General features: G+C 39.1%; 26 protein-coding genes. 23 read left to right on the top strand and 3 right to left on the bottom strand.

All coding sequences use genetic code 11. The features are described 5' to 3' along the window. The first annotated feature begins 196 nt into the window (after nt 1-196). Entirely contained in the window at nt 197-535 is a 339-nt protein-coding gene (gene tmaR, locus ABN212_RS14685) for a PTS system regulator TmaR (protein ID WP_036937771.1), read from the top strand. 178 nt (nt 536-713) lie between these two features. On the opposite strand, the gene rne is transcribed toward tmaR, so the two are convergent. Beyond that, complete coding sequence (gene rne / locus ABN212_RS14690) at nt 714-4,172, bottom strand: ribonuclease E (protein WP_349443355.1); 3,459 nt, start codon at nt 4,170-4,172, stop codon at nt 714-716. Between the two features lie 531 nt (nt 4,173-4,703). Here rne and rluC point away from each other — a divergent pair. Beyond that, the gene (gene rluC / locus ABN212_RS14695) at nt 4,704-5,657 is read left to right on the top strand and encodes a 23S rRNA pseudouridine(955/2504/2580) synthase RluC (protein WP_099076193.1); all 954 of its coding nucleotides are present in this window, start codon (nt 4,704-4,706) and stop codon (nt 5,655-5,657) included. A 104-nt stretch (nt 5,658-5,761) separates the two neighbouring features. On the opposite strand, the gene ABN212_RS14700 is transcribed toward rluC, so the two are convergent. Beyond that, nucleotides 5,762-6,163, bottom strand: a complete 402-nt coding sequence (locus ABN212_RS14700; RefSeq protein WP_198620649.1) for a hypothetical protein — start codon at nt 6,161-6,163, stop codon at nt 5,762-5,764. Between the two features lie 46 nt (nt 6,164-6,209). Continuing rightward, complete coding sequence (locus ABN212_RS14705; RefSeq protein ID WP_196533125.1) at nt 6,210-6,809, bottom strand: Maf family protein; 600 nt, start codon at nt 6,807-6,809, stop codon at nt 6,210-6,212. A 141-nt stretch (nt 6,810-6,950) separates the two neighbouring features. Between ABN212_RS14705 and yceD the strand changes: the two genes are divergently transcribed. The 21 genes from yceD to umoD all read left to right on the top strand — a co-directional run bounded on the left by yceD (nt 6,951) and on the right by umoD (nt 24,714). Continuing rightward, on the top strand, nt 6,951-7,484 hold the full coding sequence (gene yceD / locus ABN212_RS14710) for a 23S rRNA accumulation protein YceD (protein ID WP_023582576.1): 534 nt from the start codon (nt 6,951-6,953) through the stop codon (nt 7,482-7,484). 5 nt (nt 7,485-7,489) lie between these two features. Then, on the top strand, nt 7,490-7,660 hold the full coding sequence (rpmF, locus tag ABN212_RS14715) for a 50S ribosomal protein L32 (RefSeq protein WP_006537252.1): 171 nt from the start codon (nt 7,490-7,492) through the stop codon (nt 7,658-7,660). Nucleotides 7,661-7,684: 24 nt separating this feature from the next. After that, nucleotides 7,685-8,722: a phosphate acyltransferase PlsX gene (gene plsX, locus ABN212_RS14720; RefSeq protein WP_349443356.1), complete on the top strand. Its 1,038-nt coding sequence runs from the start codon at nt 7,685-7,687 to the stop codon at nt 8,720-8,722. A gap of 4 nt (nt 8,723-8,726) precedes the next feature. Continuing rightward, nucleotides 8,727-9,680: a beta-ketoacyl-ACP synthase III gene (locus ABN212_RS14725; protein ID WP_198620648.1), complete on the top strand. Its 954-nt coding sequence runs from the start codon at nt 8,727-8,729 to the stop codon at nt 9,678-9,680. A 19-nt stretch (nt 9,681-9,699) separates the two neighbouring features. Next, nucleotides 9,700-10,632, top strand: coding sequence for an ACP S-malonyltransferase (fabD, locus tag ABN212_RS14730; protein ID WP_349443357.1), 933 nt, complete (start codon nt 9,700-9,702; stop codon nt 10,630-10,632). 8 nt (nt 10,633-10,640) lie between these two features. Continuing rightward, nucleotides 10,641-11,375, top strand: coding sequence for a 3-oxoacyl-ACP reductase FabG (fabG, locus tag ABN212_RS14735; protein ID WP_196533127.1), 735 nt, complete (start codon nt 10,641-10,643; stop codon nt 11,373-11,375). 157 nt (nt 11,376-11,532) lie between these two features. Continuing rightward, entirely contained in the window at nt 11,533-11,769 is a 237-nt protein-coding gene (acpP, locus tag ABN212_RS14740) for an acyl carrier protein (protein ID WP_004247087.1), read from the top strand. 74 nt (nt 11,770-11,843) lie between these two features. After that, a complete protein-coding gene (gene fabF, locus ABN212_RS14745; protein ID WP_099076186.1) occupies nt 11,844-13,085 on the top strand; it encodes a beta-ketoacyl-ACP synthase II in 1,242 nt (413 codons plus the stop codon). A 132-nt stretch (nt 13,086-13,217) separates the two neighbouring features. Next, a complete protein-coding gene (pabC, locus tag ABN212_RS14750; protein ID WP_349443358.1) occupies nt 13,218-14,045 on the top strand; it encodes an aminodeoxychorismate lyase in 828 nt (275 codons plus the stop codon). Between the two features lie 17 nt (nt 14,046-14,062). Continuing rightward, nucleotides 14,063-15,085: an endolytic transglycosylase MltG gene (gene mltG, locus ABN212_RS14755; protein ID WP_349443359.1), complete on the top strand. Its 1,023-nt coding sequence runs from the start codon at nt 14,063-14,065 to the stop codon at nt 15,083-15,085. A gap of 2 nt (nt 15,086-15,087) precedes the next feature. Then, nucleotides 15,088-15,735, top strand: coding sequence for a dTMP kinase (tmk, locus tag ABN212_RS14760; RefSeq protein WP_349443360.1), 648 nt, complete (start codon nt 15,088-15,090; stop codon nt 15,733-15,735). After that, nucleotides 15,732-16,715 carry a DNA polymerase III subunit delta' gene (gene holB / locus ABN212_RS14765; RefSeq protein WP_198629773.1) on the top strand — a complete coding sequence of 328 codons (984 nt, stop codon included), beginning with the start codon at nt 15,732-15,734 and terminating at the stop codon, nt 16,713-16,715. Before tmk ends, holB begins: the two co-directional genes overlap by 4 nt. Before the next feature lie 200 nt (nt 16,716-16,915). Further along, nucleotides 16,916-17,701: a metal-dependent hydrolase gene (locus ABN212_RS14770; protein ID WP_196533132.1), complete on the top strand. Its 786-nt coding sequence runs from the start codon at nt 16,916-16,918 to the stop codon at nt 17,699-17,701. A gap of 42 nt (nt 17,702-17,743) precedes the next feature. Next, on the top strand, nt 17,744-18,094 hold the full coding sequence (hinT, locus tag ABN212_RS14775; protein ID WP_036913377.1) for a purine nucleoside phosphoramidase: 351 nt from the start codon (nt 17,744-17,746) through the stop codon (nt 18,092-18,094). A 39-nt stretch (nt 18,095-18,133) separates the two neighbouring features. Beyond that, a complete protein-coding gene (locus ABN212_RS14780) occupies nt 18,134-18,535 on the top strand; it encodes a YcfL family protein (RefSeq protein ID WP_109372888.1) in 402 nt (133 codons plus the stop codon). A gap of 17 nt (nt 18,536-18,552) precedes the next feature. Beyond that, a complete protein-coding gene (locus ABN212_RS14785) occupies nt 18,553-19,134 on the top strand; it encodes a penicillin-binding protein activator LpoB (protein ID WP_109372889.1) in 582 nt (193 codons plus the stop codon). Beyond that, entirely contained in the window at nt 19,127-20,011 is an 885-nt protein-coding gene (locus ABN212_RS14790) for a phosphotransferase (protein WP_349443361.1), read from the top strand. Before ABN212_RS14785 ends, ABN212_RS14790 begins: the two co-directional genes overlap by 8 nt. 38 nt (nt 20,012-20,049) lie before the next feature. After that, nucleotides 20,050-21,069 carry a beta-N-acetylhexosaminidase gene (gene nagZ / locus ABN212_RS14795; RefSeq protein ID WP_349443362.1) on the top strand — a complete coding sequence of 340 codons (1,020 nt, stop codon included), beginning with the start codon at nt 20,050-20,052 and terminating at the stop codon, nt 21,067-21,069. Beyond that, nucleotides 21,066-21,605, top strand: coding sequence for an alpha/beta hydrolase YcfP (ycfP, locus tag ABN212_RS14800; RefSeq protein ID WP_109372892.1), 540 nt, complete (start codon nt 21,066-21,068; stop codon nt 21,603-21,605). The genes nagZ and ycfP overlap by 4 nt, the downstream gene beginning before the upstream one ends. Before the next feature lie 451 nt (nt 21,606-22,056). Beyond that, nucleotides 22,057-23,364, top strand: coding sequence for an NAD(P)/FAD-dependent oxidoreductase (locus ABN212_RS14805; protein WP_109372893.1), 1,308 nt, complete (start codon nt 22,057-22,059; stop codon nt 23,362-23,364). An 849-nt stretch (nt 23,365-24,213) separates the two neighbouring features. Continuing rightward, on the top strand, nt 24,214-24,714 hold the full coding sequence (umoD, locus tag ABN212_RS14810) for a flagellar biogenesis regulator UmoD (protein WP_109372894.1): 501 nt from the start codon (nt 24,214-24,216) through the stop codon (nt 24,712-24,714). Nucleotides 24,715-24,745: the final 31 nt, after the last annotated feature.

A 24,745-nucleotide genomic window follows, 5' to 3' on the forward strand; every position in this document is an offset into this window, starting at 1 on the left:
TTTTTTTATCATTAATTAAGTGAACATTTACGGGTTAAAGAATGTTGACTATATTTATTAATGTATATCATCCTAATTAATTGTTAATTAAGCAAAATCAATTAAATTTGTAAACTTTGCTTGTTTATTGACACGATTAAGCGATAATCTTAAACAGAACTATTTATCTTAAATATCAATTGTAAAGGTGTAGGAAATGGATAACGCAAACAAGCCGTCTTTCCAAAACGTACTGGAGTTTGTGCGTATGTATCGTCGTAAAAACAAAATCCGTCGTGAGATCACTGACAATGAGAAAAAGATCCGTGATAACCAAAAACGTGTTCTTTTGTTAGACAACTTAAGTGAATACATTAAACCGGGTATGTCGATTGAAGATGTATTGGGTATTATTGCTAATATGCGTAGTGACTATGACGATCGTGTTGACGATTACATTATTAAAAATGCCGATCTGTCTAAAGAGCGCCGTGAATTATCTAAGCAGTTAAAAGCGATGGGTGAAATTAAAAATCTTCCTGATCTAAAAGACTGATTGTTTTACTAAGAATAAGAAATCGAAGGCCTCTGAATTGAATATTCAGGGGCTTTTTTATGTTGGCTTAATAAATACTCAGTTAATTTGCTAATAGTTACCCAAAAAAAAGAACCCACTAAAAAGTGGGCTCTTAATTTAGAAGTATTATCAAGATATTCTTAATAACACCTTATTATCAGTTTTGACTTTCAGCTTTAGTCATTTCTGAAGAAGCGTGATTAGTAGAACAATGTCCACCCGCACCTGTGCGGCCTTTCTTATCAAAAGCTGGACGTGTTTCCCATGCTTTGATTTCAATTGCCACAGGTGTTTCATCAGCGGCTGGCGCTTTTGTCATTGGTGAGCTTGCATGTAGTTGGCGTGCAACTGCAACAGGCTCTTGACGAATAACGACTTCAGTTGGTTTGCTTTCTGTTACCGTTTCAATTTCCACCGCAGAGATTTCGCTTTCTTTTGGCTGGTCTTCAATAACCGTTTCAATAACAGCTTCAACAACGGTTTCAGCCGTAATTTCTTTGTGTTGTTCAACAGTTTCTTCTGTAGCTACTATTACTGCTTCAACAGGCTGAGGCTCAGGCGTTGATATTTCACTCTCTACTGGTGCAACTGTATCTTGTGCAACTTCTTCTGGCGCGATGTTTGTTTCAGCCTGTTGTGAAGTTTCATGCATATAAGCTTCAGTGGTATTTAATACCGCTGAAATGTTCTCTTTACGAGTAACATGCTCTTCTGTATTCACTTCATTAATGACATCACTGATAACGTTGTTTTCAATAATGTCGTTAGTTTCAACAGGCACAGCCTGTGGCTCTACTGCAATAATTTCAGCAACAGCCTCTGTGGTTGATTCAGTACTAACCGTGACAGAATAAGTTGATTCAGTCGATCCTACCTGTGCAATATCAGCAACTATGGCTTCTGAAACCTCTGGTGCGATAGCGACCATTTGTGGATCTTGATGAGTAATAATGTGGTTTTCAACAGAAACGTCATTGTTGTTTTCAGCATTATTCTCAATAAATGGTGCATCACTTATTGGTGTGATTGGATAGCGAATGAAAACTTTACCTGAAGCAAGTTCAGGAGAAGCCACCGCCATTGCCAGAGGCATTGGTGATACTGTTAAGGTACGCTCATCACGATAGCGACGACGACGTTGACCACTTACACGTAAATGACGAGGTGAACGGCGAGAACGACGTGGCATAACATTATCTTGCCCGTTATTATCTTCGTTTTTATTGTCATCTTGTGATTTAGTTGCATCAGGTAATGCTTTTACAGCTTGTGCTTCATTCGCTTCAACTTTCGCAACAGCGACTGCTTTAGGTGCTGATTTTTCTGTTGGCGCAACTTTAGTTTGTGTTGTTGCAACAGGAGGCTCAGAAACGGCTTTTTCAGTCACAACGGGTACAACAGCCAATGCATTATCATTGTCAGTTACGCGTACAGATTGTGCTAATTGACGACGATTGCGGCGTTGCATAGCAGGGCGACGAGGTTCTTCTTTCTTCTCATCAGCACTATCTTTTGCAACGGTATCATTTTCAGCAAGAGCCGCTTGTGCTTTAGCCGCTTCTTGTTGCTGTTGACGTTTTTCTTCTTGACGACGACGCTGTTCCGCACGTTGTTCACGACGCTGTTGGCGACGAGCTTCGCGTTCTGCAATCTCTTGCTCACTACTAACTTCAGTTGTTGGCGTTGTTTGTGGTTTTTGATTGCGATTTTTGCGATTGTCTTCGCTATTTGCGTTATCACGATTACGATCGTTATCACGGTCACGGCGATTATTGTTGTTACGTCGATTATTGTTATTACGACGATCACGACGATTGTCGTTATTCTCTTTCTTATTTTCCTGTGGTTTTTCTGGTGTTACCACAGGCTCTGGTTCACTACTAAATAAGTTAGAGAAGAATTTTGCGATAGAGGCAAAGAAACCTGTACCTTGAGCTTGTTCTGATTTAACAGGTTTAGCTTGAGGCTGAGGTGCTTTTTTGCTTTTCGTCGCTTCAATCGGCTCTTCTTCTTGCAATCCAAAGGCTGAAATAGCGGGTTGTTCAGGCGCTTTACGCTCTGTAACAACATCGTCCTCAGCTTCATTTAGCTGGCTCTCATGGAATTGCGCTAAGTTGTAGCTCAGAGAGGTAATTTCTTCGCCTTTACGCACACGAATAACAGAGAAATGAGGCGTTTGCATTTGGTCATTAGGAACAATAACCACTTTGACATTAGATTGACGTAATTCAATGTCAGTCACTGCTTTACGTTTTTCATTAAGCAAATAAGAGGCGATTTGAACAGGTACAATCGCATGTACTTCATGTGTGTTTTCTTTAAGTGCTTCTTCTTCGATAAGACGTAACACAGAAAGTGACAGTGATTCGTTATCACGAATAGTACCTGTACCTAAGCAACGCGGACAAACGTGATGGCTAGATTCACCTAATGAAGGGCTTAAACGTTGACGAGACATCTCTAATAAACCAAAGCGAGAGATGCGTCCAATTTGAATGCGAGCACGATCTTGGCGAACAGCTTCGCGCATTCTGTTTTCAACTTCACGTTGATGGCGCACAGGCGTCATATCGATAAAGTCGATAACAATTAAACCACCTAAGTCGCGTAAACGTAATTGGCGTGCGATTTCGTCAGCCGCTTCTAAGTTAGTATTGAACGCAGTTTCTTCGATATCACCGCCACGGGTTGAGCGTGAAGAGTTGATATCAATCGCTGTTAATGCTTCAGTTGTATCAATAACTAAAGCGCCACCAGAAGGAAGGCGAACTTCACGCTGAAAAGCAGATTCAATCTGTGATTCAATCTGGTAATGGCTAAATAGAGGTACTGCACCTGTATAATGGCGAATTTTGCTAGCAAAATCACCACGACCAATCGCTTCAATATGGCTACGCGCCATTTCAACGACTTTTGCGTTATCAATTAAAATTTCGCCAATATCAGGACGTAAGTAGTCGCGGAATGCGCGAACAATTACGTTACTTTCCTGATGAATTAAGAATGGCGCAGGGCGATTCTCAGCCGCTTTCTTAATAGCATCCCAGTGTCTTAGACGATAGCTTAAGTCTTGTTGTAGTGCTTCGGCAGATTTACCAACACCTGCTGTACGTACAATCAGACCCATACCATCTGGGATTTCAAGGCTTGATAAAGCTTCTTTGAGTTCAGTACGGTCTTCACCTTCAATACGGCGAGAAATACCACCCGCACGAGGATTATTTGGCATTAATACCAAATAACTTCCTGCAAGGCTGATAAAAGTGGTTAATGCTGCACCTTTATTACCACGCTCTTCTTTATCAACTTGAACAATAACTTCCTGGCCTTCTTTTAAGACATCTTTGATGTTAGGACGACCATGGGAGTGATAATTACTAGGAAAGTATTCGCGGGCTATTTCTTTGATAGGAAGGAAACCGTGGCGTTCCGCACCATAATCAACAAAAGCGGCTTCTAAGCTGGGTTCAATTCTAGTGATTTTACCTTTATAGATATTCGCTTTTTTCTGTTCATGACCGGGGCTTTCGATATCCAGATCGTACAAGCGTTGCCCATCGACAAGGGCAACACGCAACTCTTCCTGCTGAGTTGCGTTAATTAACATTCTTTTCATATTGTGACTTACTCGTTATTTTCACGTTTTATAATGTGCCACTAACATACGTAATTACACTATTGATAACCGATGACCTCGTGTCTTTTACAAATGCGTCAACCTCACGGTTGTCGATTGTATAGAGGTGCAATATGTCGGTGAGTCTGATTTTTAGTTCAAAAATTCAGCACTCTTTAATTGAACACGATGTTTCAACTCAATAAGCGATGTATTTATGGCATACTAAATTGTTTGATTTTCGACTATGTCTTACGCCATTGCTGCATTTTGAAAATCAAACAAACAAAATTTTCATAAATATACCTGATAAACATAATCAGGAGAGTCTGCATTATTCCATTGGTGTTAGGGTTATAGCAAGATGACTTTTCTGCTTTGGTGACTTTTTCTGTATAAATATGAGAGATTAGCTAATGTTTCGTCTTTTTCCCATTATTCAGGTTAAAATAGACGACAGATTTGATGTTATTTTGTACACCACAAAGTTGTTTGTTATTTTTATTTTAAGAGAGCCAAAGAATCGCCACTATGAAATCATTTAATCAAGTTCAGTTCGTCACCATTGATGGCGATGAAGCAGGCCAGCGTATCGATAATTTTTTACTGGCACGTTTAAAAGGTGTACCAAAAAGTATGATTTACCGAATTATCCGTAAAGGGGAAGTTCGAGTTAACAAAGGGCGAATTAAACCTGAATACAAACTCAATGCGGGTGACAGCATCCGTATACCTCCTGTGCGAGTATCGGAAAAAGAAGAAGTCGCGGTATCACCAAAGCTTGATAAAGTCGCTGCATTGTCAAATTGTATTTTATATGAAGACGACCATTTAATGCTCATCAATAAACCTTCTGGTACGGCTGTACATGGGGGAAGTGGGTTAAGTTTTGGTGTGATTGAAGGTTTACGTGCATTGCGCCCAGAAGCGCGTTTTTTAGAGCTTGTACATCGTCTTGATAGAGATACATCGGGTGTTTTACTAATTGCAAAAAAACGTTCAGCATTACGTGCTTTGCATGAGCAATTACGCTTAAAACAGATGCAAAAAGATTATTTAGCCTTAGTGCGTGGTCAATGGCAATCTCACACTAAAGTTGTTCAGGCACCGTTGTTGAAAAATATTCTTCAAAGTGGTGAGCGAGTGGTTAAAGTAAGCAATGAAGGAAAACCTTCTGAAACGCGTTTTAAAGTGGAAGAGCGCTTTGAATTTGCCACATTAGTGAAAGCAAGCCCTGTGACAGGAAGAACACACCAAATTCGTGTGCATACATTACATGCAGGTCATCCTATTGCATTTGATGATCGTTATGGTGATCGTGATTTTGATTCACAATTGGTAGGAACTAAACTTAATCGCCTATTTTTACATGCTAGTTCTTTGACATTTACTCATCCTTCAACGGGTGAACAAATGCGAATTGAAGCGCCAATGGATAATCAGTTACGCCATTGTTTGCAAGTATTACGTAGTCAAAAATCTTAAGTCGAAAATTTTTATTTCAACAGAAAATCCGAATACTCAATACGCCCAGTTTGTTGGGCGTATTGCTTTTCTTAAACCACTAAGAAAGTGAGTGGAAAATAGAATTAACCTTCCACTTTTGTCATGCATTGCTCAACAATTTTATCAATATCCCACTCTTTAGGCAGTGATATTGAACCGTTTTTGCGCATTTCCATATCTACACGGATAAATTCGTTAATTCCGTAATTTTTAATAATGCCGTCGTAAGTACATTCACACACTTCGGCAATTTGAGGAATTAGCGCATCATCAGTAATGCCCGAACCTAATATGCAGCTACTGACGAAATTCTTTTTAAATAAGGATTTGCTGTCATCTTTTTTGTCTGAAATCACACCGTCTTGGATAGTATTTGTCGTGTTAGTTGCTTTTGTTGTTGAAATTTCAGTGTCTTTTTCATCAGAACAACCCACTAATGCTGTTGCCATCACTAAAGCTGTTAAGACTGATGCTAATTTATTCATAATACGCTTTATCGCTACATAAGATTAAAAAATAAGATGACCAGATTCATTTGTGATCATCAGAGAAAAATAATGGGTTTATTCTTTGCGAGAGTAACATTTTATTCAATCGGATAAGTGGTAAACCAATTAAAGAATTTGGATCATCGCCGACAAGTTTATCAAATAGAGTGATGCCTAGTCCCTCAGATTTAAAACTTCCAGCACAATTGAAAGGCATTTCTTTATTTAAATAACTGATAATTTCTTCATCAGTTAAATGACGAAAGTAAACTTGAAATAATTCACAATGAGTTTGATGTTCTAACGTTAGACTATTATATACAGTTAATCCGGTGTAAAACGAGACACATTGTCCTGAAGCTTGTTTTAATTGTGCAAAGGCATTATCAAAATTATGGGGTTTTCCCGTGATCTTTTTATTCAGTACACAAACTTGATCAGAGCCAATTATAAGGTGATGTGGAAATTTTGCTTGTAAAGCGCTGGCTTTTTCATAGGATAAGCGACTGACAAGATCTTGAGCGTACTCTGTGGGCATCGGGGTTTCGTCAATCTCTGGAGATGCCTGTATAAAGGGCATTCCAAGCTTTTTCAGCAACTGAGCTCGAAAGGGTGAAGTAGACGCAAGGACGAGTGGCAACATATTTTTTTTAAAATCCGTAGCAAAATGATGCCTGACATTCTAAACTATGCGCCGCTGATAAAGCGAATTTTGGTGGAAAGGTGTAGATAACCCGCCTTTTTCTTTGACTATATTCCATTACAAAGATAATATGCGCGCCTTATGCAAAAGGTAAAATTACCCCTGACCATTGATGCGCTGCGAGCAGCTCAAAAGAATTTAGACTATGACGGTCATTATTCTCCAGAGCAAGTAAGCCGCTTAGCTGAATCGGTGGTCAGTGTGGACAGTAATATTGACGTGGCTTTATCATTTGATATTGACCATCAACGTCTTGCCGTGATTAAAGGACATTCCGATGTGGATGTGACTTTAGAATGTCAACGTTGTGGTGGCCATTTTCCGTATCATGTTCACGCAACATATTGTTTTAGCCCTGTTGTCAGTGATGAACGGGCCGAGACATTACCGGAAGAATATGAACCAGTTTATGTAAACGAATTTGGTGAAATAGATTTGCTGGCAATGATTGAAGATGAAATAATCCTCAACTTGCCGGTGGTTCCGGTACATGATTTTGAACACTGTGAAGTGTCCGACGCGGATATGGTGTTTGGTGAACTCCCTGAAGAATTATCAGAGAAGCCAAATCCATTTGCCGTATTAGCCAGTTTAAAGAAAAGTACTAAGGAGTAAGGTCAATGGCCGTACAACAAAACAAACCAACTCGTTCTAAACGCGGTATGCGTCGCTCTCATGACGCGCTGACAGTAACTCAAGTTTCTGTTGACAAAACTTCTGGTGAAACTCACCTGCGTCACCATGTAACTGCTGACGGTTACTACCGTGGCCGCAAGGTTATCAACAAGTAATTAGCTTTATAGCTCGTTGATACCTTGACAAATCTAACCATAGCGTTAGATGCGATGGGCGGGGACTTCGGTCCTCGCATCACAGTGCCTGCTTGTTTGCGGGCGCTGGCATCTAATCCTCATTTAAAAATATTGCTGGTAGGTCAACCAGACTCTATATCTCCTCTGCTTGCAAATCAAAATGCTGAGCTAACCTCCCGTTTACAAGTTATACCCGCAGAACATATTGTCGCCAATGATGCCAAACCTTCACAAGCTATTAGAGCAAGTAAAGGTACATCAATGCGAGTGGCACTTGATCTCGTGAAAACAGGGGAAGCACAGGCTTGTGTAAGTGCAGGGAATACTGGCGTATTAATGGGATTAGCAAAACTTCGACTTAATGCGATTGATGGAATTGAACGTCCTGCACTGGTTTCGGTATTACCTAATCAGAAAAAAGGCAAGACGGTTGTTCTTGATTTAGGCGCTAACGTTAACTGTGATAGCAAAATGCTGGTGCAGTTTGCGGTAATGGGCGCAGTTATGGCCGAAGAGATAGCAGAGATTGATTCACCGAAAGTGGCGCTTTTAAATATTGGTGAAGAAGAGAGCAAAGGATTAGATAATATCCGCGAAGCTGCTACGGTATTAAAATCGACACCGAATATTAATTATATTGGTTATGTTGAAGGTAATGAATTACTGACAGGCAAAACTGATGTATTGGTGTGTGACGGCTTCGCAGGTAATGTCTCCCTTAAAACGATGGAAGGGGTTATTAGAGTTTTCCTTTCATTGATTAAATCTTCTACTACCGAAAATAAAAAAACGTCGTGGTGGATGAAAATATTGAAGAAGTGGTTACAAAAGCGGCTAATTAAGCGTTTTGGACATATGAACCCCGACCAGTATAACGGTGCTTCTCTGTTAGGATTACGCGGTATCGTCATTAAAAGCCATGGTGGCGCAAATGAAAGCGCGTTTACAGCAGCAATAGAACAGGCTGTTCATGCCGTTGAGCGAAAAATTCCAGAGCGAATTGCTTCACGACTGACAACAGTATTACCCAAGAGCGATTGATAGAATGTATACAAAAATCTTAGGTACTGGTAGTTACTTGCCTGTACAAGTGCGAACTAATGCCGATTTAGAAAAAATGGTTGAAACATCTGACGAGTGGATTGTTACCAGAACGGGTATCCATGAACGTCGAATTGCAGCAGAAGAAGAAACTGTTGCCGTGATGGGTGCGGGTGCTGGCGAAAAAGCATTAGAAATGTCAGGTATTGATAAGCAAGACATTGGATTGATTATTGTTGCAACTACATCTGGCTCTCATGCATTTCCAAGTGCGGCTTGCCAAATTCAAAATGCATTAGGTATTAGTGATTGTATTGCTTTTGATGTTGCGGCTGCATGTTCAGGTTTTGTTTATGCATTAAGTATTGCGGATCAATTTATTAAAGCGGGCACTGTTAAAAAAGCACTGGTTATTGGTGCTGACAGATTATCTCACGCTTTAGATCCAGAAGATCGTGGCACGATTATCCTATTTGGTGATGCGGCAGGTGCTGTGGTTGTTGGCGCATCAGAAGAAGAAGGCATTATCTCTACCCATTTACATTCTGATGGCCGTTTTGGTGATCTATTAGCACTACCTTATCAGAGTAGAGAAAATGACGATTTACCTGCTTACGTGACTATGGCAGGAAATGAAGTTTTTAAAGTCGCAGTTCGTGAGCTTGCCCACATTGTGGATGAGACACTTGAAGCTAACAAAATTGATAAATCTGAACTGGACTGGCTTGTGCCTCATCAGGCAAATTTAAGAATTATTTCAGCGACAGCGAAAAAGCTGGATATGACAATGGATAAAGTAGTGGTGACATTAGATCGCCACGGCAATACGTCAGCAGCATCAGTCCCTACAGCATTAGATGAAGCTGTAAGAGATAATCGCATTCAACGTGGTCAGTTAATCTTACTGGAAGCGTTTGGTGGCGGTTTTACTTGGGGTTCTGCACTTATCCGTTTTTAATATTATCAGGAAAATAAACATGACTGATTTTGCAATGGTTTTTCCCGGACAGGGATCACAATCTGTTGGAATGCTTGCAGAACTTGCAGAGCAATATCCAATCGTGACTGATACATTTGCTCAAGCATCTGATGTATTGGGTTACTCTCTTTGGGACTTAGTTCAGAATGGCCCAGAAGAAGAGCTAAACAAAACATGGAAAACACAGCCAGCATTATTAGCAGCTTCTGTTGCTATCTGGCGTGTATGGCAAGAAAAACAAGGCAAAATGCCACAAATGATGGCAGGTCACAGTCTTGGCGAGTATTCTGCTTTAGTGTGTGCGGGAGTTATTGATTTCGCTGCGGCAATTAAATTAGTAGAATTACGTGGTCAACTGATGCAAGAAGCCGTACCTGCGGGTACGGGGGCAATGTATGCGATTATCGGCTTAGATAATGACGCTATTGCAAAAGCCTGTGAAGAAGCAGCGCAAGGACAAGTTGTCTCACCTGTAAACTTTAACTCACCGGGTCAAGTTGTTATTGCGGGTAACAAAGAAGCCGTAGAACGTGCTGGTGTGTTATGTAAAGAAGCGGGTGCTAAACGTGCTTTACCACTAGCAGTAAGCGTGCCTTCTCACTGTGCTTTAATGAAACCGGCTGCTGATAAGCTAGCGGTTGCATTACAAGAAATCGAATTTAAACAACCTGAAATTCAGGTCGTTAATAACGTTGATGTGATAGCACAAACTGATGCAAATGCAATCCGTGATGCATTAGTTCGCCAGCTTTATAATCCAGTTCGCTGGACTGAAACGGTTGAACTTATTGCTGAAAAAGGTATCACACAATTATTAGAAATCGGGCCAGGAAAAGTATTAACTGGCTTAACAAAACGTATTTCTAAAGAAATGAACGCTGCAGCAGTTAATGATATTGCATCATTAGATGTTGCATTAGGAAATGACTGAGGGATCTCATGGGATTTGACGGAAAAATAGCGCTAGTTACTGGTGCAAGCCGTGGTATTGGCCGTGCGATTGCAGAAGATTTAGTTGCACGCGGTGCGACAGTAATTGGTACAGCAACGAGTGAAAACGGTGCGAAAGCTATCAGCGAATATTTAAACGGTAAGGGTAAGGGTTTTGTGTTAAATGTCACAGAAAACGACTCTATCGAAAAATTTTTAGCCGATGTGCGCGCTGAATTTGGCGAAATTGATATTTTGGTCAATAATGCAGGTATTACTCGTGATAACCTGTTGATGCGCATGAAAGATGATGAGTGGCAAGATATCATTGACACTAATCTTTCATCAGTCTTCCGTCTGTCTAAAGCAGTTATGCGTGCTATGATGAAAAAACGTTATGGTCGTATAATTACGATTGGTTCTGTTGTTGGAACCATGGGTAACGCAGGACAGGCAAACTACGCGGCGGCGAAAGCGGGTGTGATTGGTTTTAGTAAATCATTAGCACGCGAAGTTGCTTCCCGTGGCATTACGGTGAATGTTGTTGCTCCAGGTTTTATCGAAACTGATATGACTAGAGCATTAACAGACGACCAAAGAGCAGGTATTTTATCTCAAGTCCCTGCTAACCGTTTAGGTGATGCCAAAGAGATTGCCAGTGCTGTAGCTTTCTTAGCTTCTGATGAAGCAAGCTATATCACGGGTGAAACATTGCATGTCAATGGTGGCATGTACATGATCTAATTATGGGGACGTCTTTATATTTGCTTTTTGCGTACAATATAATGCAAAATATAGCAAATAAAGTAGTCCACACAGTCGGGATTGGTTAGATCTTTTCCTGTATTTATAAACTAAGAAAATCATCGCGCAAGCGAGTTTTGATAGGAAATTTAATAGTATGAGCACTATCGACGAACGCGTTAAGAAAATCATTGTTGAACAACTGGGTGTTAAAGAGGAAGAAGTTGTAAATTCAGCTTCATTTGTTGATGACTTAGGCGCTGATTCTCTTGACACAGTTGAGCTGGTAATGGCTCTGGAAGAAGAATTCGATATCGAAATCCCAGACGAAGAAGCAGAAAAAATTACTACAGTTCAAGCTGCTATTGATTACGTTGAAAACGCAGGTAAATAAGCTTGCTAATCTAGGCGGTCATTCGACCGCCTATATTTTTAATCCTAAACTTTTTCCCTCCTTGGAGGATAAGCGTGTCTAAGCGTCGTGTAGTTGTGACCGGACTAGGCATGTTATCTCCTGTCGGTAATAACGCAGAAGCTTCTTGGGAAGCAGTGTGTGCCGGACAGAGTGGTATCGGCCTTATCGAAGATTTTGACACCAGTCATCATGCGACTAAATTCGCTGGATTGGTAAAAGATTTCAATCACGAAGATTATAATCTTTCGCGTAAAGACGCGCGTAAGATGGATCTTTTCATTCAATATGGTATTGCAGCAGGTGTGCAGGCCATTGCGGATTCAGGTCTTGAAGTAACAGAAGCCAATGCAAGTCGTATCGGAGCTGCTATTGGTTCTGGTATTGGTGGCTTAGGCCTTATCGAAGAAAACCATACATCTATGATGAATGGTGGTCCTCGTAAAATTAGCCCATTCTTTGTACCTTCAACCATCATTAACATGGTTGCAGGGCATTTAAGCATTATGTATGGTCTTCGTGGCCCTACAATCTCTATTGCAACAGCGTGTACTTCAGGTGTTCATAATATTGGACATGCTGCTCGTATTATCGCTTATGGTGATGCAGATGCAATGCTGGCAGGTGGTGCCGAAAAAGCAACCACACCATTAGGTTTGGGTGGCTTTGGTGCTGTTCGTGCATTATCAACACGTAACGATAATCCTCAAGCGGCTAGTCGCCCATGGGATAAAGATCGTGATGGTTTTGTATTAGGTGATGGTGCGGGTGTTCTTGTTCTTGAAGAGTACGAACACGCTAAAAACCGTGGCGCTAAAATTTATGCTGAAGTGGTTGGTTTTGGTATGAGCAGTGATGCTTATCACATGACTTCACCGGCAGAAAATGGCGAAGGCGGTGCGCTGGCTATGACAAATGCACTGAAAGATGCGGGTATTGCCTCATCAGAAGTGGGTTATATCAACGCACACGGTACATCAACAAATGCAGGCGATGTTGCTGAAGCACAAGCAGTGGAAAACGTATTTGGCAAAGGCACTGATGTATTAGTTAGCTCAACAAAATCTATGACAGGTCACTTATTAGGTGCCGCGGGTGCAATTGAGTCTATCTTTACAATCCTTTCGTTACGTGACCAAATTGTACCTCCAACAATAAACCTAGATAATCAAGACGAAAACTGCCATCTTGATTTCGTTCCACATAAAGCACGTAAAGTTGAGAACATGGAATATGCTCTGTGTAACTCATTCGGCTTTGGTGGTACCAACGGTTCAATTCTCTTTAAGCGCGTATAACCCGTTTTTGTAGAAAACTGAAAAATACCTAAAGGCCCAGGATTATTCTGGGTCTTTTATTTTGTCCTTTTACTGCCAGTTGTTTTATCATGTACAGATTGATATCAATAACATAGATGTAGGGTGTGTTAGATGTATTGGGTAAATGGACAACAGCAACAAAATGTCGATGCAAGCGACCGCGCAATACAGTTTGGTGATGGTTGTTTTACTACGCTTGCCGTTGAGTATGGCAATCCTATTTTGTTACCTGCCCACATCAATCGCTTAAAACAAGGTTGTGATGCGCTTTTTCTACCACATCCAAATTGGTCTGACTTAGAAAGGCACATTATAGATATTGCCTCAGACACTCAAACGAAAGGTGTTATTAAGGTTATCATTAGTCGTGGCTATGGTGGACGAGGATATTCCTCCAATGGATTTATAACGCCGACAGTAATAATATCACTATCATCTTATCCTACCCATTATCTCCACCAGCAAAGTGAAGGTGTATCGCTTGGTATAAGTCCTGTTACCTTAGGGCAAAATCCTTTGTTGGCAGGGATAAAACATCTCAATCGCTTAGAACAAGTCCTTATCAAATATCATTTAGAAAAAACAGAATTTGATGATGTTTTAGTGTGTGATCATGAAGGATATTTAGTTGAAGCTAATGCAGCAAATCTTTTTTGGCGCAAAGGAAATAGGCTTTTTACACCAAATCTGACTAATTCAGGGGTAAATGGCATTATGCGTCAATCCATTTTTCAATTAGCTCAAAAAAATCATTGGGAAATTGATATTGTGAGAGAAAAACCTGAAACACTTTATCAAGCTGATGAAATATGGTTAACAAATGCGTTGATGCCAGTGATCCCCGTTTCACAAATCACTTTTTCAGATGATAAGTGCTATCAATATCCTAGTAGGGATTATTATCATGTTGTTTTACAACACAGTTTGTCACTTAAATAGAATTTAATGAGTTATAAATGAAGATAAAAAAAATAGTATGGATAGTTTTTTTTGCCTTATTAATTAGCCTTGGTGCAATGGCGTTGTATGTGATGCAGCATATTCGAGGCTTAGAAGAAAATATTATTGTAAAACAAGATGAAATGTTACTTACTGTTCCAGCAGGAACGGGGCGTGTTGCCATGGAGCAACTGCTAATAAAAAATAATCTGCTTAATGAAGGAGATTATTTCCAAATTTTGCTAAAAGCAAAGCCAGAGCTAAGCCAATTTAAAGCGGGGACTTATCGCTTAACAAAGGGTATGACGTTACGTGATGTTTTACTGCTTATCAAAAGTGGTAAAGAGGCACAGTTTACAATCCGTTTTATTGAAGGAAGCCGTTTAAAAGATTGGCAATCTATTTTTGAGCAAGCGCCTCAACTAACAACTGTTGCACATACTCTGGACGCTGATAAATTACGCCAAGAAATAGGAATAAAACCTGAAATTACTAATCTAGAAGGTTGGTTCGCGCCAGATACATACCATTACACTGCGGGTACGACCGATGTCGCAATTTTAAAGCGTGCCTACCAACAAATGGAAAAAACATTAGAAGAAGAGTGGATTAAACGCGATAGTGACTTACCGTATAAATCGGCTTATGAAATGCTTATCATGGCATCAATTATTGAAAAAGAGACGGGTATTGATGCTGAAAGAACAAAGGTTGCGTCTGTTTTTGTCAATCGATTAAAAACTAATATGCGATTACAGACTGATCCAACAGTCATCTATGGTTTAGGTGATAAATATAGAGGCACGATTTACCGTAGTGATTTAAATGGCTATACACCTTATAACACGTATCAAATTGATGGCTTACCACCAACACCAATAGCAATGCCTGGTGTTGCTTCAATTAGAGCTGCTGCACATCCAGCGGATACACGTTATCTCTATTTTGTTGCGGATGGAACGGGTGGTCATAAATTTTCAACCACACTCAATGAACACAATAAGGCCGTCGCGCAATACCGACGCTTACAACAAAGATAATTATGAACAACAGCAAATTTATTGTAATTGAAGGATTAGAAGGCGCTGGAAAAACCAGCGCAATTCAAACGGTTATTGATACATTAAAAGAACAAAGTATCACCAATCTGGCTTTTACCCGTGAACCGGGTGGCACACCGCTTGCTGAAAAACTACGTGAACTCATCAAGCAAGGTATTGATGGCGAAAAAGTGACAGATAAAGCAGAGCTTTTAATGCTATATGCAGCGCGTGTTCAGCTTGTTGAGAACGTGATAAAGCCTGCGCTTGCAGAAGGTAAATGGGTGATTGGGGATAGACACGATCTCTCTTCACAAGCTTATCAAGGTGGTGGACGCGGCTTAGATAAAGATCTTATGTTGTCACTTCGTAATACGGTTCTTGGTGATTTTCGCCCTGATTTAACCTTATATCTTGATTTAGATCCGGCTATTGGTCTTGCCAGAGCGCGAGCTAGAGGCGAATTAGACAGAATTGAAAAAGAATCAATGGATTTCTTTTATCGTACTCGTGAACGTTATCAGGCCTTAGCCAAAGGTGATGACTCTATTATCACAATAGATGCATCTCAAGCTATTGAAAAAGTACAAGCAGATATCCGTCAAACATTAACAACGTGGCTAGTTCAGCAGGAAAATAAATCACTATGAATTGGTATCCTTGGCTAAATCAGGCATATCGACAACTTATTAGCATGTATCAAGAAGGGCGAGGTCATCATGCTTTGCTTTTACATGCGATAGAAGGCATGGGAGGAGAAGCACTCTCTTATGGGTTAAGTCGTTGGTTAATGTGCCAGAATAAACAGGGATTAAAAAGTTGTAATGAATGCCATAGCTGTCGATTGATGCTTGCTGAAACACATCCTGATTGGCATGTTTTGCAGAGTGAAAAGGGTAAGTCCTCGATTGGTATTGAAGCAGTAAGAAAAGTGACTGAAAAGCTGGAGCATCATGCTCAGCAAAGTGGTTTTAGGGTTGTTTGGATAAAAGACGTTGAAGCATTAACTGAAGCGGCAGCCAATGCATTGCTTAAAACGTTAGAAGAGCCGCCTAAAAACACCTATTTTTTACTGAATTGTCAGCAACCAGAGGTTTTATTAGCGACATTGCGTAGCCGTTGTTTTTATTACCATTTGGCAACGCCAGATCTCCAACACGCAACGCACTGGTTACAGCAACAATTACCAAACATACCTTATGCAAATAGTGTGACAGCATTAAATTTATCTCAGAATGCCCCCGTTTTAGCGCTTTCATTATTGAAAGATGAGTGGAAAGAAAGAGAGGTTTTTTGCCAAGCTTTATATGCAAGCATCCAACAACGTGATTTATATGCATTTTTACCACAATTAAATCAAGATAATGCAGAACGCCGTTTGTATTGGTTATTATCACTACTGCTTGATGCATTAAAATACCAAACCAATGCACAAGTGTATTGTGTGAATCAAGACCAGCAAGCATTGATTATGGCGTTATCACAATGGCCTTCGGATATTTTATTATCCACTATTGATGGATGGAAACAGTGTCGCTATCAGTTAATGACTATTCCAGCCTTAAATAAAGAATTATTACTGGCAGAGCAACTGCTAGATTGGGAAAATCAGCTAGCCACAAAAAATTAATTAGCTATATATTAATTATGATTTAGCTGTAATAAAAAACACCTATATTCTAAATCATTCGAGTTGTAGGTAGGGGGCAAGCAAAGATATCCCGATGAGCATACTCATGTGTGTGATTCGGGTAGCTGAGCGTAGCCAACACCCCTGCAACTTGAAGGATGACGAGTATATAAGTCGTACCAGATAAATGAGAGTAAGTTATGTTTTTAGTTGATTCACACTGCCATCTCGACTGCTTAGATTATGAAAAATTACATGAAAATATTGATGATGTTGTCGAAAAAGCACAGCAGCGTGATGTTCAATATATGTTAGCAGTGGCAACCACATTACCGGGCTTTAAGAGTATGCGTGAGCTAATCGGTAAACGTGACAATATCGCCTTTTCTTGTGGGATCCATCCTTTAAATTTAGATGAAGGTCATGATATTGAAGAATTAGCACGTTTAGCCGCTGCCCCTGATGTTGTGGCTTTAGGTGAAACAGGGCTAGATTACTATTACCAACAAGAAAATGCGGCTTTACAGCGTGAAATTTTCCGTGAGCATATTCGTATTGGACGCCAAGTTAATAAACCCGTTATTGTGCATACACGCAGTGCTCGAGAAGATACTTTATCCATTTTAAAAGAAGAGAAAGTTCAAGATTGTGGCGGTGTTCTGCATTGCTTTACTGAAGATAAAGAAACTGCAACAGCATTACTTGATCTTGGAATGTATATTTCTTTTTCTGGCATCGTAACATTTAGAAATGCTGAACAAATTAGAGAAGCTGCTCGCATTGTTCCTCTTGATAGAATTTTAGTTGAAACAGACTCCCCTTATTTAGCGCCAGTTCCTCATCGCGGAAAAGAAAACCAACCAGCTTATGTCCGTGATGTTGCAGAATATATGGCTGTCTTAAAAGGCGTCAGTGTTGAAGAGTTAGCGCAACAAACAACACGCAATTTTGCTAAGCTCTTTCATATTCAAAACTTACCTGCTTAATAGAATTAATCAGGAATTAAAATAAATAATAAGGTGATGGAAATGGCAGAAGAAACAATTTTCAGTAAAATTATTCGTGGTGAAATCCCAGCCAATATCGTTTTTCAAGATGATACTGTGACTGCATTTCGTGATATTTCACCTCAAGCACCCACTCATATTTTAATTATTCCTAATAAACTTATTCCTACTGTAAATGATGTTACTGCGGAAGATGAGCAAGTATTAGGACACCTTTTTGTAGTTGCGGCAAAAATTGCACAACAAGAAGGCATTGCTGAAGACGGTTACCGCTTAGTGATGAACTGTAATAAACATGGTGGACAAGAAGTTTTCCATATTCATATGCATTTGCTTGGCGGAAAACCATTAGGGCCATTATTAAGCCAGTAATGGATGTGATGCTAACAGCAGGATAACAGGAAGTAATACATGATAAGACAAGGTAAGGCCATTTGTTCATTACTTATCGCTGTATTTATGACGACATTGCTTTCAGGATGTTTATCATCTCATTCAGATAATAAACTCTATTTCAATCGTCAGCAGGCTATTATTATGGAGCCTTCGGTATTAGTTGTAGGCGTTGTTGCTGGTCAGCCAACCATTGAACACCATGCTAATGGCACAAAAGCGACAGTCATGTTATCAAATACACAATCTTACCCTGTTTCTATTCGCTATCGTTTTTATTGGTATAACGAACAAGGACTTGAAGTTTCTCCTGCTGGGAATGTAAATGATGTGACTATTCTTGGTGATGGTGATGCCGAAATTAGTGGTGATATACCAGATAAAACCATTAGTTATGTCAGAGTTTATCTCTTTACTTAGGATAAGGTAACACGAGCATGAAAAGAGTTCTATTTGTGGCGATGTCTGTATTTTTATTAGCGGGTTGTCCATCTATGTTGCCACAACAACCGCCTGTACCTGTGGAGCCTGTGACACCTACAGAGCCAGTAGAGCCACCTAAACCGATAGAGCCACCAATTGAAGTTGTGCCAACGCCACCTAAAATCACGAGTATTAATTGGAATGCTGCTGTCACTCCTTTAATTAGAGAAATGGCGGTTACTGGTGATTTAGAGGCAGGTAAGCTTATCGTTGTTGATAATGTTAAAAATAATTCGGGTGGAAACATCCAAGCGGTAAATGCAACCAATACGATTATCGAATCAGTTAATAGTATTAGTGCGTTACAAACCGTGCCTTACACGCAAATGATGTCAGCACGAAAAGCCCTTGGTTTATCTGGTGAAGATAGCCTAGGTCTTCGTAGTGCAGCGATTGGCTTGGCCCGCTATTTGAAAGCTGATTATATTTTATTCTCAACCGTTGATGGTAAAAAAGATAACCGTGTGATCAGTATGCAGTTAATGTCGGTTTCTTCTGGTGAAATTCTTTGGAACGGGCGCCATAAGGTTGAGTGATCTGCATTACTCAAGTTTGCTTAATGCCTTGCAAGCGCTTTTCCCTGCAACGGCATTAAGCAAATGGAAAATCACAGCATTAGAAGGCGCTGGCGGTGGTGCTTTTCGCGTGCAATGTGCAGATATTGACTGGGTTGCTCGCTATTATGGCGATGAAAAAAAAGCACTTTATGTACATGGAAGAAAAGAATACGCCATTTTAAAACAGCTATCAGGATCTAATTTATCACCTAAAGTTGCCACACGTTATAAAGAGTGGTTTTTTCTTTATTGGTTACAGGGCGAACATCTTACTCACCAATCACTTTTTAGTACTTATTTAAAGCCGTTGGCTGAAAAAATAGCCATACTTCATCAACACACACCGTTAGGTTTTCCTCTTAACCTAAATCATGAATTATTAATTTATTGGCAGAGTATTGATAGAAAACGTTTATCTGCTAAATGGTTACGCTTACAACAACATTTTTTACGCCAACCGCGATGCAATCTCATAAAATACGCGCCTGCTCACATGGATTTGCATGTTGAGAATATTCTTCTTAGTGATTCCAGTATAAAATTTATTGATTGGGAATATGCAGCCGATATTGATACAGCGGATTCATTGATGACGTTCTTTGCAACAAACCAACTCAATGAAGCGCAACAAAATACGTTTTTGGATTATTATTATTCGTATCATGGTCATTATGCTCAATCCAAAGAGACGGATGTTTATTCTGTGAAGGAATTGAGAAAGCGTATTTTTTCAAGAGAGCCATTCATTTTTTATATGATGCTAATGTGGTATGAAGTCCGTTGGCAACAAACAAAAGATGGATCATTTTTAATAATGTCTGAACCTTTACGTCGCTATTTCAGTCTGACGAATTAAAGACATTATCTTGTCACAATTACAAAGAGAGGAATGTTATGGGTCCGGTAATGCTTGATGTTGAAGGATATGAACTCGATAGTGAAGAGCGTGAAATTTTAAAGCATCCTCTTGTCGGTGGATTAATCCTTTTTACCCGCAACTTCCACGATGCTGAACAATTAAATGAATTAGTTCGCCAAATTCGTGATGCATCTCATGAGCGCCTTGTGATTGCAGTAGACCAAGAAGGGGGACGTGTACAGCGCTTCCGTGATGGTTTTACACGATTGCCTGCGGCTCAATCTTATGCGGCACTAAATGAAGGTTATCAAGCGAGTCATTTAGCACAAGAAGCGGGATGGTTAATGGCATCAGAAATGATTGCTTTGGATATTGATATCAGTTTTGCACCTGTGCTCGACCTAGGTCATAACTGTATTGCCATTGGCGAGCGTTCTTTCCATGATTCCCCTGAAATTGCCATGACAATGGCTGAGAGCTTTATCAAAGGTATGCGCTCTGCGGGCATGAAATCAACAGGCAAACACTTCCCTGGTCATGGTGCTGTAAGGGCTGATTCTCATAAAGAAACGCCTCGTGATGATCGCTCTTTAGATGATATTCGCCAACATGATATGTCCATTTTTAAAGATTTTATTCAACGCCAGTTATTAGATGCCATTATGCCAGCTCATGTCATTTATTCTCAGGTTGATGAGCGTCCTGCAAGTGGCTCATCGTACTGGCTGAAATCCATTTTACGTGAACAATTAGGCTTCCAAGGCGTTATTTTCTCTGATGATTTATCGATGGAAGGTGCTGCTATTATGGGAAGTTACGCAGAAAGAGCACAACGTTCGCTAGATGCTGGTTGTGATATGCTTTTAGTGTGTAATAACCGAAAAGGGGCGGTGAGTGTGTTAGATAACCTGTCCTCTGTCAAAGCAGAACGCATTTCCACATTGTACCATCACCGAGGTCGTTACACATTGAGTGAGCTACAAACCTCTGATCGTTGGAAAAAAGCGAATCAGTTGCTGACCCAATTACAGGAGCAATGGCAGGAGCGAGCATGATTATATATTTACATGGTTTTGATTCCACAAGTCCTGGAAATCATGAGAAAGTTTTACAGCTACAGTTTATTGATCCTGATGTCCGCTTTTTAAGCTACAGTACGTTGCATCCTCGTCATGACATGCAACACTTACTGAAAGAAACGGATAAAGTGATTAAATCCACGAAAGAGCCAGTATTAATTTGCGGCGTAGGATTAGGTGGATATTGGGCAGAGCGTATTGGTTTCTTATGTAATATTCGTCAGGTAATGATTAATCCTAATCTTTTTCCTTACGAAAACATGACAGACAAAATCGACAGACCTGAAGAATATTTAGATATCTCAACGAAATGCATTAAAGATTTTCGTTCTAAAAACAAAGATAACGCTTTAGTGATTTTATCTCGTAATGATGAGGTTTTAGATAATCAGCGTTCTGCTGATGAATTATCACCTTATTACTCCGTAATTTGGGATGAAGTGCAAACGCATAAATTTAAGAGCCTCTCTGAGCATCTATTTAAAATTAAAGCGTTTAATCGTAAAGAGTAAGACTAAAGTCATATGTTTAAAATGGATGGTGTTTGTTCCATCCATTTTTTTATCTAACGTAGTTAAAACGTTCATACCGTCCTCTCTATCTATCTCTTTTCAACATTTTTCCGACCCCTTATTTTTATCACCTCAATGATCACGACTGATTTTAACAATCCTTTTATGCTTATTTTTCTAGTTCATTGTATTAATTGATAAAACCAATATCCCTATGTTTTAAATGGTGATTTATTTGTCACTAAAAGGCAAAAACAACTATTTTCTTCAAAAAATAGATATGAATATTCAAATATTTTTGATATAAATCAACTTTGGTATGACCATCTTTCCAATTAACTTGCTTAAGAACAAAAATAACAGCAGAAACGATTTAACTGTCATTATTTAAGTAGATTTCACTAAGGCTATTTAAATAACAACAGTAAATATCTTTATGGAGTGACGTTAAATGTCATTAAAAAAAATTGTTATTGTCGGTGGCGGCGCTGGTGGTTTAGAACTGGCGACCAAATTAGGCAATAAATTAGGACGCAGCAAAAAAGCAGAGATCACCTTAGTGGATCGCAATAACAGTCATCTATGGAAACCCCTTTTACATGAAGTAGCAACGGGCTCTTTAGATGATGGTGTTGATGCTTTAAGTTATCTAGCACACGGCTATAACCATCATTTTAATTTCCAATTAGGCTCATTAACAGGGCTTGATCGTGAGCAAAAAAATATCACATTGGCTGCTATTTATAATGAAGAGCAAGAATTGCTCGTACCTGAACGTACATTAGACTACGATATTTTAGTGATGGCGTTAGGCAGTAAATCAAACGATTTTGGCACACCAGGTATTAAAGAGAACTGTATTTTCTTGGACAGTCCTCAACAAGCACATCGTTTCCATAACGAAATGTTAAATTTATTTTTAAAATACTCAGCAGATACCAATGCACAAGAAGAAAATCGTAAGGTAAATATTGCGATTGTAGGTGGTGGTGCAACGGGTGTTGAACTTTCAGCTGAATTGCATAATGCAGTACGTCAGCTTAATAGTTATGGATTAAAAAAATTAGCACCTTCAGCATTAAATATTACTTTGGTTGAAGCTGGAGAGCGTATCTTACCTGCATTACCAGTGCGTATTTCTAGTGCTGCACATCAGGAATTAACCAAATTAGGTGTGCGAGTGATGACCAAAACCATGGTCACAAGCGCAGATGAAGGTGGATTAAACACCAAAGATGGTGAGCATATTGATGCTGACTTAATGGTGTGGGCAGCAGGTATTAAAGCGCCTGATTTTATGAAAGAGATTGCTGGCCTAGAAACTAACCGTATTAATCAGTTGGTCGTTAAACCTACCTTACAAACAACCTTAGATGAGTCTATCTTTGCAATTGGTGACTGTTCTTCTTGTCCAAGAAAAGAAGGCGGTTTTGTTCCACCAAGAGCACAATCCGCACATCAAATGGCAAGTCGTTGTTACAGCAATATTTTAGCAATGTTAAAAGATAAACCGCTAAAAGATTATGTGTTTACCGATCACGGCTCATTAGTTTCACTCTCTAAATTTAGTACCGTGGGGAGTTTGATGGGGAATTTGATGAAGGGGGACATGATGATCGAAGGGCGCATAGCGCGGATTGTTTATATCTCTTTATATCGAATGCATCAAATAGCGTTGCATGGTTATATCAAAACTGGACTTATGATGTTAGTCGGATCAATCAACCGAGTAATTAGACCTAAACTAAAACTTCATTAATTTATCTTTTGCTTTACAGATAAGACAAAAGTTACTTTTTTAAACCCTCATATTTTATGAGGGTTTTTTATCTATTTTTTATTTTAAATTAAATAATTAAATGAGAATATCCAAATAAAATAAATAAACATAGCATAAAGCACTAGATGATTTGTCTGCCTATATCAGAAATAACCGGTAACGCTAAAGCTCAATAGAGTAATGATAAATATAATTTTATTATTAAGGTTAAACTTGTAATATTAAAGATAACATTTATTTTATTTATTACGCTAAATTATTTAAGACTTTTCTTAAATAAAAAATGATGTTTAATTCATTAATTCATCAAATAAAATGTTATGGTGTTTCGTAGATTTGTATTAGAAAGATAATAAGTGAAAATTATTAGAAATAAGCTTAACTTGTTATTTTTACTCGTATTTAAATGGGTAAAATAATTTTACAAATCTTAAAAGTAAATTTTATAATATGCGTTAAATATGGAATATCGCCTATTTTTAGGCGACATTTGTTAACTTAGTGTTATCATAATGATGTATCATAAGTAGCATGACGATTTTTATTTTTTCAGCTTAATAAATTAAGATCTATCTTAATATAATGTGTAAGTCCTAAGAATGTAGTTAGTATTTAATTAAGTAATTAAAACAGAAATAAGTGGTGTATTTAACATGTCATAAATACGTGGTTTACTTATTATGTTAATCAGCATGGATGTTGAATTAAGCTATCAGATTAGAGAATTCATTTATTGAATAGTAAATATATTAGCCAGTTAGAGTGAAACCGTGGCTTTTATTACGTATCTGTGGCAATTAAGGATAAAACAAATAAAAAGGGGTAAAAGTGGGTGTTAATGTCAGAAAGTACACACTAATAGGACTAATCATTGTATTAGCTATTCTTTCATTTATTGCATGGAGGTGGGTATTTCCCCAGCCTCAATACGCTCATGTCGTTTCGGCTACACCTATTAAATCGACTGTTTTTGTAACAGAAGAGTATTGTCATCGAATTGGCTTACCTACACCTTTTACACCAGAAAAATTGTCACGATTTCATCCCGCAGAGCAAGAATGTCGAGTGTTTTATATGATTGAAGCACTCAATAACAGCAATATTGCTAATTTCCCTTATCCTCAATTTAAAGAGTGCATCCCGATTTATCGTCAAGAGCGTAGAATTGTTGGTTATGATGTGCTTTATACTATCGATGGAACACCGGGCAAAGTACGTACCACGTTTAAACCTGGTGAAATTATCGCATTAGATTCTGATGGTAGGCTGATTTTAGAACAAGAACCTTATTGTTCTATGAATGAAAAAGTACCTTGCCGTAAAGATTAAATCTAAAGAATAAAAAAGGCGTAATGAAGGA

Origin of the sequence: Proteus genomosp. 6 (assembly GCF_040139785.1) — a bacterium.
GTDB lineage: Bacteria > Pseudomonadota > Gammaproteobacteria > Enterobacterales > Enterobacteriaceae > Proteus.